Below are 10,381 nucleotides of genomic sequence, written 5' to 3'. Positions count from 1 at the left end.
CACACTGACAACCATTTGGGAATCCCCCGATTCAAGTTTTCGGCGGGATGCTTTAGACGCCGCACGCGTCCGGCGGGTGACCAAGAATTTCTCCTATCACGGGGCGCGTGGCCGCGTCGAGATTCGGCCCGAAGGCACGTCGATGAAAACCTATCTGATGCGCTCCACGGGCCTCGACTACGAATTGGTTGAAATCTTCCCCGCGCGATAACTCTCTGTTTTTGTGCCGAAAAAATAGTTCATTTTTCACCATTGACTAATTAGGTGAAAAGTGAATGATTTCTTATGAACCTGTATGAGGTCAGTCAAACGCTGTCTGCACTGGCCAGAAGGAAACCGACACCAGGGGAGTTTATCCATGTCTTTGAAAAGAAGATCCGTTCTGAAAGGCGGAGCCGCGATGGTCGGCGCACTTGCGGCGCCCGGGCTCATGACCCAGGCGCGAGCGGCTGACGACACCATCAAAATTGCGAACATCACGGACGTGTCCGGCGGGCTTGATATCTATGGCCAGCCGCAGGTGGCAACGATGCAGTTGGCCGTGGACGAAATCAACCAAAAGGGCGGGCTTTTGGGCAAGCAGATCGACCTGATCAGCTATGACCCGCAATCGGACTTGCAGCTTTACACTCAATTAGCGACCGAAGCGGCGACGCGGGAACGTGTCTCGGCCGTCTTCGGCGGTATCACCTCGGCCTCGCGCGAGGCGATCCGCCCGCTTCTGCGCCGCTATCAGACGCTCTATTTCTACCCGACGCTTTATGAGGGCGGCGCCTGCGACCGCAACTATTTCTGCACAGGGACAACGCCCGCGCAGACCATCGAAAAGCTCGTTCCGCATGTCATGGACAAGTTCAATGGCAAGAAGGTCTATGTGATCGCGGCGGACTACAACTATGGCTGGATCTCGGCCCGTTGGGTCAAGCACTATGTCGAAGCCCATGGCGGCGAAGTGATCGCCGACGAGTATTTTCCGCTGGATGTGACCGAGTTCGGCCCGACTATCAAGAACATCCAGGCGGCCAAGCCTGACCTGCTTTATACGCTGCTGGTGGGCGGTAATCACATGTCCTTCTTCCGCCAGTGGTCAGCGGCGGGCCTTGGGGGCAGCCTTCCGATGTTCTCCACCGATTTCGGCGTTGGCAACGAGCATATCGTGCTGTCGAAAGAGGAATCCGACGGGATGTATGCGGCCTATGCCTATATGCAGGAGCTTGACACGCCTGCGAACAAGGCGTTCCTTGAGCGGCTGAACGGCAAATTTGGCACAAACGCGCCCTATATCAACGAACTCGCCTCGGCTGCCTACTATGCAATTAATCACTGGGCACAGGCGGTCGAAAAGGCGGGCACGGTTGATCGGATGCCGGTGATTGAGACGCTGGAGGCCAATTCGGTGGTGGATGGCCCGGGTGGCAAGTCCACCATTGACCCGGCCACACATCACTGCATCCAGGATGTGCATATCGGCGTGGTGAAAGACAACGCTTTTGACGTGCTGAAGTCCTTTGACCAATTGGCACCTACGGACACAGCGGAGGTTTGTGACCTGATCGCCAATCCCGACGACAACACACATTACACAATCACCTCTCGGGATGGGTAACCGAGCCATCGCCGCGCGGGGGGCCTCGCATTCCACGCGGCCAGTGCTCTCCTTCACAAGGTAAAACCCTAGATGGATTATGTCATCGTCCTGATCCTTCAGGTCCTCTATTCCGTTGCTTCGCTCGCGCTGATCTGCGCGGGGTTGGCGGTGATATTCGGGATGATGCGGGTGATTAACCTGGCCCATGGTGAGTTTATCATGCTGGGCGGATTCACAACCGTTTTTGCGACGCAGGCGGGGATACCCATCGTGGTTTCGATGCTAATCGTGGCGCCAATCGTCGTGGCCGTCATCGGCTTAATGATCGAGCGATTGGTCGTTCGCCACCTTTATGGGCGGATGATCGACACGATGCTGGCGACCTGGGGGTTGAGCCTTCTGTTAATCGGGGCAGCGACAATGCTTTTTGGCAACTCGGTCGCAGGTATCTCGGCCCCGTTCGGGAGTTTCACGGTCGGCCAGTATGGCGTCAGCGTCTACGAGATGTTTATCGTGGCGGTGACGGTGCTGCTGCTGATCGCCTGCTATTTGCTCTTGCGTTTCACCAAGCTGGGCCTGATCGCGCGCGGCACCATGCAAAACTCGGAAATGGCGGCCTCGCTGGGGATCAGCCCGTCGAAGGTCTATTCCATCACCTTCACCGCAGGCGCAGCGCTCAATGGCCTGGCAGGTGCGCTTCTTGCCCCCTTGTCCGGGGTCGTACCAACCATGGGCAAGGCCTATGTGGCCAAGGCGTTTATCACCGTGATTTCGGGAGGTGAGGCGATCCTGACCGGTCTTGTCAGCGCCTCGGGTCTGTTGGGTTCGGTCGGTACGCTGACGACCTTTGCCACAACACCGGTTGTGGGGGACGCGGCACTTCTTCTTGCGGCCATCATCCTGCTTCGTTTCCTGCCAAACGGGATCACCGGCCGGTTCTTCAAGGGGTCGATCTGATGGGCCCGACACGAAACAGCACAGAACTGATTGCCGTGGCGCTGATCGGGCTCTTCGCGCTCCTCATCTTTCCGCGGATCGTGGAGTTTTACACGATCATCTCCTCAACGATCTATGTCAGCCTGGCGATCCTGGCGCTGAGCCTCGCCTTCATCTGGGGCTACGGGGGGATCTTGTGTTTTGGACAGGCGGCGTTCTTCGGTCTTGGCGGCTATGCCTATGCGGTCGGAGCCTGGAACTTCGACGCGACGATCTATGGCGCGCTTCTGGCCATTATCGTGCCCACGGTCTTTGCCGCCGCCCTTGGCTACTTCATGTTTTATGGCCGCCTGAACGACGTGTATCTGGGGGTCATCACGCTCACCGTCACGCTGATCCTGTTCAAACTGGTCAACAGCACCGGCGGAGATGCCTATGCCATTGGCAAGGCCCGGCTGGGTGGGTTCAACGGGATGCCGGGAACGCCCTTGCTGGAGAACCCGCTGAACGGGCAGGTTCTTTCGCCCGAGGCGCTCTACGGTGTCGCGATTGTCTGTCTTTTCGTCTGCTATTTCCTTTGCAAGGCGGTTCTGGCCAGCCGCTTCGGGCGTGTCGTCGTCGCCATCCGCGAGAACGAGACACGGGCCGAGCTCTTGGGGTATGACGCGCGACCTTACAAGCTGGCGTTCTTTTGTATCGGAGCAGGGATCGCAGGGGTTTCCGGCATGATCTTCGCCAACGCGGTGTTCGTGGCGCCAACCATGTTCGACATGGCCAGCACCGCGCGCATTCTGATCTGGGTGATCGTTGGCGGCTTGGGCACCCTGGTCGGCCCGGTGATCGGCTGCATCGCGCTTCAGATGATCACGACCTCGCTTGGGCGTTCCGGCTTTGTCGATCCGAATGTGGCGCTGGGGGCGATCCTGATCGTCTTTGTACTGCTGGTGCCACGTGGCCTCTTGCCTTTGCTGAATGACGGTTTGACTTGGGTCTTGGCGCGGCTGCAGAAGAGGCGCGCGCCATGAGCACCGGTCAACCGCTTTTGCAGACCAGAGGGCTTTGCAAGCATTTTGGCGGCGTGAAAGCACTCCACAACGTGGATTTTTCACTCGCCAAGGGAGAGCTGCGCTGCCTCATCGGTCCAAATGGTGCAGGCAAAAGCACGTTCTTCAAGACAATCACGGGGCAATACGCGCCAACCAAGGGCGAAGTCCTGTTGAACGGTGCGCCGATTGGCGGGATTGAGACGTCTGCCATTGCCAAGCGTGGGGTTGGGATCAAGACGCAGGTGCCCAATGTCTTCGACGGGTTGAGCGTTCGCGAAAACGTCTGGGTCGCGGTGCGCGGCACCAAGGACAAGCTCATGCGCAATGAGATCGTGCAAAAAACCCTGGAGCGGATGGGCATCGCACACATCTCGGGCGAAACGGTGGGGCAATTGGCCCATGGGCAGCGCCAGTTCGTGGAACTGTCGATGGTGATCGCCGAGGACCCCGAATTGATCCTCCTGGATGAGCCAGCTGCGGGGCTTTCGGCGGAAGAAACAACCCGGCTGGCCGAGATCATTCACGAACTCAATCAGAGCCATGCACTGATCGTCGTGGAACATGACATGCAGTTCATCCGCATGATCGGCAAACAGGTCACGGTCTTTCATCAGGGAGAAATCCTGATCGAGGACACGACCGAAGCCATTCTCAGCAATGAAAGGGTGCGCGATGTCTATCTTGGCAAATCGGCAGCCTGAATTGCTGAAGGTCTCAAACCTCACGGGGGGCTACGGCAAAATCCCGATCCTCTTTGGCATTGACCTTTCGGTCGGTGAAAATGAATTCGTCGGCATCCTGGGTCACAACGGCATGGGCAAGACAACGCTCCTGCGCACCATGATGGGGCATTTGCGGGCAACCGGCGGGGCGGTCGCCTATCAGGGGCAGGACATCACGGGCTGGAAGCCGGAACGGTGCGCCCGGGCGGGCATCGGCTATGTGCCGCAGGGGCGACAGATCTTCCCGGCGTTAAGCGTTCTCGAAAACCTGCAGATCGCGGCGGTGAACAATGCGGAAGAAGGGCTGATTGATCGCCTCCTGGAAGACTTCCCACGCCTCAAACCGCTGCTCGATCGACGTGGCGGCGTACTGTCTGGTGGCGAGCAGCAGCTTCTGGCGCTGGCCCGCTGTCTGGCCGCATCCCCCAAGCTGATCCTGCTGGATGAACCGACCGAAGGCATTCAGCCTTCCATCATCGAGGTAATCCAGGAGCGCCTGACTCATTTCAAGACGGCCTATGGGATCTCCTTTGTTCTGGTCGAGCAGAACCTTGAGTTCATTCGCGGCCTCTCGGACCGGGTGATGGTCATGCAAAAGGGCCAGATCGCACAGGAACTCTCGCCCGAGGCCATCGCAGAGCCGAATCTGATCGAGGAATTCGCCGGGCTTTGACGCCCCAGACACAAACCGAAATTGCAGGAGGACACCATGCTGACCATCACAGCGATCATCAAGACCAAGGACGGTTATGCCGACACGATGCGCCAGGCGCTTTTGGAGGTGGCCGACAACGTGCAGAAGAACGAGTCAGACACGGTCGGCTTCTTCATCTCCGAAGACCCGCAAAGCCCCGGCACCTTCACGACATATGAACGTTTCACCGATCAGGCCGCGATGGATGCACACAATAACTCCGACGTGGTGGCGCGGTTTTTCGGGATCGCCCAACCGATCCTTGATGGCGAGGTCACGTTGCTGACCTGCGAAGAAATTTCCACAAAGGCCTGAACAAATGAAAGACGCACGCAAATTCTATGTGGGCGGCGCCTGGGTCAATCCGATTGACGGCACCGATCATCACGTCATCAACCCGTCGACCGAAGAACCCTTTGCCACGATTTCGCTGGGCGGGCAGGCCGATACCGATGCGGCCGTCGCAGCGGCCAAAGCAGCCTTTCCGTCTTGGGCGGAAACCAGCAAGGAAACGCGCCTGGGCTATCTGAAAAAGATCCTTGAGATTTACATGGCCCGCGCCGCTGAAATGGGTCAGGCCCAAAGCGAAGAAATGGGCGCCCCCATTGATCTGGGCGAGGGGCTGCAAACCATCATCGGGCAGGTGCATATCGAAGCCTTCATCAAAACGCTGGAGGCGTTCGAGTTCGAACGCCCGCTCAGCGCGGACGCGCCAAATGACCGGATCCTTTATGAACCGATTGGTGTCTGCGGGCTGATCACACCGTGGAACTGGCCCATGAACCAGGTCACGCTCAAAGTCATTGCCGCGATGGCGTCCGGCTGCACGATGGTGCTGAAACCTTCCGAGGAATCGCCCATGTCGGCCCTGCTGTTTGCCGAATATGTTCACGAGGCCGGCGTGCCAGCCGGGGTGTTCAATCTGGTCAATGGCGACGGCGCCGGCGTCGGATCACAGCTGACCGCTCATCGCGATGTCGACATGATCTCGTTCACCGGGTCCACCCGCGCCGGCAAGCTAATCACCAAATCCGCCGCCGACACGATCAAACGCGTGACGCTGGAACTGGGCGGCAAGGGCGCAAACATCATCTTTGAGGATGCCGATGACGATGCGGTCGCCCGTGGGGCCACCCATTGCTTTGACAATTCAGGCCAGTCCTGCAACGCGCCCACCCGCATGCTGGTGCACCGGTCGCGCTATGACGCGGCGGTCGAACAGGCCCGCGCCACCGCCGAGGCACAAAAGGTCAACCTCGCTTCGGTCCGCGGGGCGCATATCGGCCCGCTGGTGAACGAAGTGCAGTTCAACAAGGTGCAGGACATGATCGCCACCGGCATCAAAGATGGCGCGCGGCTGGTCGCCGGCGGCGAAGGCCGCCCCGACGGGCTCAACTGCGGTTATTTCGTGCGCCCCACCGTGTTTGCCGATTGCACCAATGACATGACCATCATGCGCGAGGAAATCTTTGGCCCGGTCCTGTCGATGATGCCATTCGACACCGAAGACGAGGCGATCGCCATTGCCAATGACACACCTTATGGGCTGACCAATTATGTTCAGACCCGGGATCCCGCCCGCGCCAATCGCGTCGCACGCAAACTGCGCTCGGGCATGGTCGAGATGAACGGCAATTTCCGCTCTGCCGCCGAAGGCTGCCCGTTCGGGGGCTACAAACAATCCGGCAACGGCCGCGAAGGCGGCCAATGGGGCATCGAGGAGTTTCTGGAAGTCAAGGAAATTGGCGGCTGGATGCCGGGAGCTTGATAGCAACTGCACAGCGACAGTTTGGGAGCGGATACAACAACCGCTGTGTCGATATGTGCTGCATCGCATTGAACGAGTAGCTGTGCGTGCGAGGCAATGCTGCGCCAGCGAGAGCCGCACGAGCAAAAAGACGGTTGTGTCTGCGACTGAGTTGTGGGATCGCGCCGCGGCGAAAGTACGGGTAGGTCCGATTCAAATCGCCGCCCGTGAACGACTGCTTCGGTGACATGCGCTGTATCGCAACGAAAGGCGTGCCACGATTGCGAACGAATGCTGCGCCGGCGAAACTCAAAAATGAATGACGGGAAAGTCCCGCGCCTTCCCCCTTCACTGAGCGGAACTGAATGTCCGGTCTGCACCGAATATGGCCATCCGGTTCCTCAAACTGCCACCTAGTCCCATGCTTGTATCAAAAATCCCTCTGTCCGGGTGTTAACAGCATTGCGACGAAGGAAACGTCCTTGACTCTAAGCTGGCCAAGAACCACAAGAGTGCGTTGGTGAAATTTATTCGTAGTCGCGATGCTGCCGGCTTCGATGATCCAATGGCCTTCAGAAAAACATGTAGCATGTGCCCCAGCGTAGGCGGAGGTTTGGTTGGGGCGTCCGAAAAGAACTCTCGACGCACATCAGTTCGCAAACGTCCCCTGACAAGTTCCAGACGTTGCGCGACACCTGGACGAAGGCAAAACATGAATAATACATGGCTCTCAAAATGCGTGCTCGATGCCCAATAGATCAGGCCCCGGGCTCCGCTATTATCTGACCACAATCGACTGTACGCACGGTGTTTGGTTTTTGATCCTGACAGTCCTTGCATTGCTTTCAGGAACACAACTTCCAGCTCAGGTGGCGCCTGCAAATTCACAAGAGACCGGCAGTGCCCACGGATTGGTTTGTGACGAAGGATTCGAAAACAGGGACGGATCGTGCCAAAGAGCAAATGTTCCTAAAAACGCATATTTAACAGGCAGTTCTTATGGTCGAGGCTGGGAGTGCAACTATGGCTTTCAGCGTGCCGGAGATCTTTGTGAGGAAATAAGAGTCCCTGAAAATGCCTACCTTGCTTCGACAGAGGATCGATGGAAGTGCAATCGCTTGTTTCGACGTGTGGGAGATGAATGTGAAGAAGTGACTGCGCCAAAAAACGGCTTTGTTGTAACCCGATTTGGCACAAAGGAAACACATTGCAACTGGGGATTTCGCAAGGAAGGTCAGGATTGCGTTGCAATAGATGTCCCCAAAAACGGGCGCCTGACTGACAAGAATAGTGCGGTCGGTTGGGTGTGCCTCAGAGGTTTCAAGGCAACGGAGAGCGGATGCGAGCCTGTGGCTGTTCCTGATCACGCATATCTTTCGCCTGGCACCTATTCTGGGTGGAAATGCGAGCGTGGATTTCGCGCAAACCAAGACAAATGCGTGGCGATCATCGTCCCATCAAACGCTCATTTGAACCGAAGAGGTGATGGATGGGAATGCAATCGGCCCTTCAAACGTCAGAACGATGCATGCGCCGAAAACGTGCCGAGACAATAGGCTGGCAGAAATCGCCACCGCCCTGACATAGCTGGAAGGACCAAGCCGTGACTCTTAACTCAATCGACGAAAATCTAGGCAAAAGACTCAAAGCCGAAAGGGCTCGTCGCCGATCCTACGGAGTCGTATTGTTTGTCGTGTCAGTGGTGTTCGTGGCAGCGATAATTGTTGTGGTGTTGCTCTGATGCGCAAAAAAGCCCCTCAAGTAAGCCTTCAGGACTTAAAGACGTCAGTTCCTGGTCTGGAACAGAGAGCATTTCAACACCGCAGCGTTCGTCAAACGAGGAATGCTGACGTATCGGGAGTTATTGAAGAAGAATTCGGGAAGTACTTGATAAAAGCTGGCATTTTGAGCGGCAACAGCGTCGCGCGGGCGTTCCCCAAACCACCGGCCAAAACACAGGCAATGATTGCCGATGCGGTTGGCGAAACACCGGCATTGGCTATTGAAGCGTTAAAAGAAGTTCTCGAGGAACGTGACAGGAAACGCAGCGGCCAACGCCGTTTGGCGGGAAACTCGGGCACCCTGGTTCCTAGTGAAGGAGAATACACCGAGGCATTGCGCCAGGTCAGGTTTACACCAGCGCAGGTCACAATGCTTAGAGCACTTTCAATCGCAGGGAAGGAAGGTCTGACCGTCGGTCAATTGTCTAACACAGCAGGTTACAGGTCGCGCGAGGCTTCCATCAAGGTCTTCAAAAAAATAGGACTGCTTATCGCAGAATATCTGGATCTGGATCTTCCGGAAATCGGGCCCACGCAGAATGATGGCGCTGCGCAGGTCCTAGCGTTTTCTCACATCGAAAGTGAAGACGAACCGGCAACTTGGATCATGCACCAGGAACTGCGCAGCGCTGTCCGTTCGGTTCTGTGACGTACGTTTCAGCGCCTGTTCTCGAAGAGAATTCTGAACCGGATCAAATGCACGAAAGGTTGCAAAAATTAACTCATGCTGGAGAAAAGACCATACCCACTCGAATCGATCTATGTGCCTGTAAAACGTGCAAAAACACTTGATCAGAAAAAAGTTCTGACACTTGCGGAAGATATCTTGAAGAACGGCCAGAAAACCCCGATTCAAATACGCGCGGACAACAAGAGGTTTGTGCTGATCGAAGGCCTCCACCGATTGGAGGCCATTCGTGCCCTTGGCGGCGATACCATCGAGGCCTATCTAGTGCGTGCCAGGCTACACTGAAAGTTCCTTGGAATTGGCATTCGACAAAGCCTCAGAGAACGTTGACAGGCGGCGACCATTTTCGTCCCAAATGTGCAGTCGCGCGCAGTTAAGGCTTTCATAGAGGGTGACACTGATGGATAGCGCAATCCACGCTGCGGCCATAACGCAATATTGGGGATAACAGTGATCGCCAGTTAAAAAACTGAGTTTCGTGTCAGGCACACGGTGTTGCGCGAGTGCCGGGTCCCTTCCTGGGGTTGCAACTTGCTTGCTCTCCAAAGGCACTCTTGGTGCCCATAGAGTAAACGGGCACCCTCTCGGGTGCCCGCAATAGGTTAGGCTAGTGCTAGATTGGCAGCACTGTCGCGCCCATCACGACCAGCCTCCACGTCGAAAGTGACCTTCTGGCCATCTTTCAGATCGCTGATACCGGAACGTTCAAGTGCCGAGATATGCACGAACACGTCGCGCTTGCCATCTTCGGGCTCGATAAAGCCAAAACCTTTGTTCGAGTTGAACCACTTCACTGTGCCATTTGCCATGTTTGAAGTCTCCTAGATTTCTGCCGCCCGCATCATTGCGGCGGCTCGGCGCGGTCGGTCTGAATCGAAAGACTGAACGCCGAGATTTGGAGACAGCAGGTCGAAAAAGAAAAACGTTAGCCTTACGTGTATGGGCTTCCAATACTTGCAATACAAGCCTTGATGCCATGAAGGGCAAAAGAGATGTTGAGTTACCCATCATAGAACAGACCAAGGAGAGGCGGAGCGGTTGCTATGCGACCCAATATCGGACGTCAGCTTCCCGAGCAAACCAGCCGAATGCGTTTGCGGCAATCAGATTGCTCAGGAAAGGCATCTGTGGATGGCTCCTGCATTGCAAGAGATTTTTGGTGAATTCAGCGGTTTTTTT

Annotated in this window: 11 protein-coding genes; 10 read left to right on the top strand and 1 reads right to left on the bottom strand. The window is 56.5% G+C overall.

Translation table 11 applies throughout. The features are described 5' to 3' along the window. The 10 genes from GOX53_RS29660 to GOX53_RS28010 all read left to right on the top strand — a co-directional run. Positions 1 to 211, top strand: a 211-nt coding sequence (locus tag GOX53_RS29660) for a hypothetical protein (RefSeq protein ID WP_217351979.1), incomplete at its 5' end; no start/stop codon positions are given. A gap of 147 nt (positions 212 to 358) precedes the next feature. After that, complete coding sequence (locus GOX53_RS28050; protein WP_171182176.1) at positions 359 to 1,606, top strand: ABC transporter substrate-binding protein; 1,248 nt, start codon at positions 359 to 361, stop codon at positions 1,604 to 1,606. A gap of 72 nt (positions 1,607 to 1,678) precedes the next feature. After that, positions 1,679 to 2,545: a branched-chain amino acid ABC transporter permease gene (locus GOX53_RS28045; protein WP_171182175.1), complete on the top strand. Its 867-nt coding sequence runs from the start codon at positions 1,679 to 1,681 to the stop codon at positions 2,543 to 2,545. Further along, the gene (locus tag GOX53_RS28040) at positions 2,545 to 3,549 is read left to right on the top strand and encodes a branched-chain amino acid ABC transporter permease (RefSeq protein ID WP_171182174.1); all 1,005 of its coding nucleotides are present in this window, start codon (positions 2,545 to 2,547) and stop codon (positions 3,547 to 3,549) included. Before GOX53_RS28045 ends, GOX53_RS28040 begins: the two co-directional genes overlap by 1 nt. After that, positions 3,546 to 4,271: an ABC transporter ATP-binding protein gene (locus tag GOX53_RS28035; RefSeq protein WP_171182173.1), complete on the top strand. Its 726-nt coding sequence runs from the start codon at positions 3,546 to 3,548 to the stop codon at positions 4,269 to 4,271. The genes GOX53_RS28040 and GOX53_RS28035 overlap by 4 nt, the downstream gene beginning before the upstream one ends. Further along, positions 4,243 to 4,965 carry an ABC transporter ATP-binding protein gene (locus GOX53_RS28030; protein ID WP_171182172.1) on the top strand — a complete coding sequence of 241 codons (723 nt, stop codon included), beginning with the start codon at positions 4,243 to 4,245 and terminating at the stop codon, positions 4,963 to 4,965. The genes GOX53_RS28035 and GOX53_RS28030 overlap by 29 nt, the downstream gene beginning before the upstream one ends. A gap of 36 nt (positions 4,966 to 5,001) precedes the next feature. Continuing rightward, positions 5,002 to 5,301 (top strand): putative quinol monooxygenase, encoded by a 300-nt coding sequence (locus GOX53_RS28025; protein WP_171182171.1) that lies wholly within the window; start codon positions 5,002 to 5,004, stop codon positions 5,299 to 5,301. Positions 5,302 to 5,305: 4 nt separating this feature from the next. Continuing rightward, positions 5,306 to 6,754, top strand: a complete 1,449-nt coding sequence (locus GOX53_RS28020) for an aldehyde dehydrogenase family protein (protein ID WP_171182170.1) — start codon at positions 5,306 to 5,308, stop codon at positions 6,752 to 6,754. 1,719 nt (positions 6,755 to 8,473) lie between these two features. Then, positions 8,474 to 9,163: a hypothetical protein gene (locus tag GOX53_RS28015; RefSeq protein WP_171182169.1), complete on the top strand. Its 690-nt coding sequence runs from the start codon at positions 8,474 to 8,476 to the stop codon at positions 9,161 to 9,163. Between the two features lie 75 nt (positions 9,164 to 9,238). Next, positions 9,239 to 9,487, top strand: coding sequence for a ParB N-terminal domain-containing protein (locus GOX53_RS28010; RefSeq protein ID WP_171182168.1), 249 nt, complete (start codon positions 9,239 to 9,241; stop codon positions 9,485 to 9,487). A gap of 317 nt (positions 9,488 to 9,804) precedes the next feature. Here GOX53_RS28010 and GOX53_RS28005 read toward each other — a convergent pair whose 3' ends face one another. Further along, entirely contained in the window at positions 9,805 to 10,011 is a 207-nt protein-coding gene (locus GOX53_RS28005) for a cold-shock protein (protein WP_171182167.1), read from the bottom strand. Positions 10,012 to 10,381: the final 370 nt, after the last annotated feature.

The organism is Ruegeria sp. HKCCD8929, assembly GCF_013031405.1.
In the GTDB taxonomy this organism is placed as follows: domain Bacteria; phylum Pseudomonadota; class Alphaproteobacteria; order Rhodobacterales; family Rhodobacteraceae; genus Ruegeria.
The sequence above is the reverse complement of the archived record's forward strand: the minus strand, read 5'-3'. Positions and strand labels throughout refer to the sequence as shown.